This is a genomic window from Streptomyces milbemycinicus (assembly GCF_002154605.1).
GTDB classification, from domain to species: Bacteria; Actinomycetota; Actinomycetes; order Streptomycetales; family Streptomycetaceae; genus Streptomyces; species Streptomyces milbemycinicus.
In genome coordinates this window covers 1-1026 of the sequence record NZ_MUNE01000913.1, presented here as the reverse complement: position 1 = coordinate 1026, position 1026 = coordinate 1, and the positions used below count along the sequence as shown (strand labels likewise).

Below are 1026 nucleotides of genomic sequence, written 5' to 3'. Positions count from 1 at the left end.
GCCCACGGCGCCACCACCGGCCTGCCGGTGGTGGCGCTCGTCGGCATGCCGGGTGTCGGCAAGACGGCCACCGCCGTCCACTTTGCTCACGCGGTCCGCGTCCGCTACCCCGACGGGCAGCTGTACGTACCGCTGGGCGGATCGCAGCCCACCCCGGCGACCGCGGCGGAGGCGATGGAGCACATCCTGCGGGGGATCGGCGTGGCGCCGCGCGACATCCCCACCACACTGGGCGGGCGGATGGCGCTGTTCCGCACCTGGAGCTCCGACCGCCGGGTGCTAGTGATGCTGGACGACGCCGACTCGCCACAGCAGGTCGAACCGCTGCTCCCGGGCGGCCCCGGCTGCGCCGTGCTGATCACCGCCCGCTCCCTGCTGTACGGGCTGCGCGGGGCGCGGACCGTGGCGCTCGGCTGCCTGTCCGCCGCGGAGGGCGGGCAGCTGCTCACCCGGCTGATCGGACGGGAGCGGACGGATGCCGAGCCCGAGGCCGTCGCGGATGTGGTGCGGCTGGCGGACGGGCTGCCTCTGGCCATCACCTTCCTCGGCGAGCGGCTGATGGCGTTGCGGCCGGTCAGTATCGCCTGCGTACTGGCGAAGATACGATCCGCCAAGGGGCAGCACCGGCTCTCCGAACTGTCGGCGCTGGGGCTCGACCTGTACGACCGGCTGGACAGCTGCTTCCGCAAGCTCGACGAGAACACCCAGGAGGCCTTTCTGCGGCTGGCCCTGATACCGCACCGGCTGTTCACCGCCGGGCAGGGCGCCCGGGCGCTGGGCACCGACATCACCACGGCCGATGTGGTGCTGATGCGGCTGGTCGACGCCTCACTGGTGGAGGTCGCGGAGCAGCGGGCGGCGGGCGGGCGGCGCTATCGCTTCCGCGAACCGGTCCGCGAATACGCGCTGGAGAAGATGGCGGTGACCCGTACGGCGCCGTCGGTGCGCCATTTCATGGGCTTCTGAGCCCTGCCCCGAAAGGCCGCGGGCGGTGCGTTCACCTGCCCACCCCGTCCCCGCCCCGGC

At 73.1% G+C, this 1026-nt stretch carries 1 pseudogene; it reads left to right on the top strand.

From position 1 onward, the window contains the following. Window positions 1–966 (top strand): annotated as a pseudogene (locus CCN51_RS48790) (NB-ARC domain-containing protein); the annotation flags it as partial. Window positions 967–1026 lie beyond the last annotated feature (60 nt).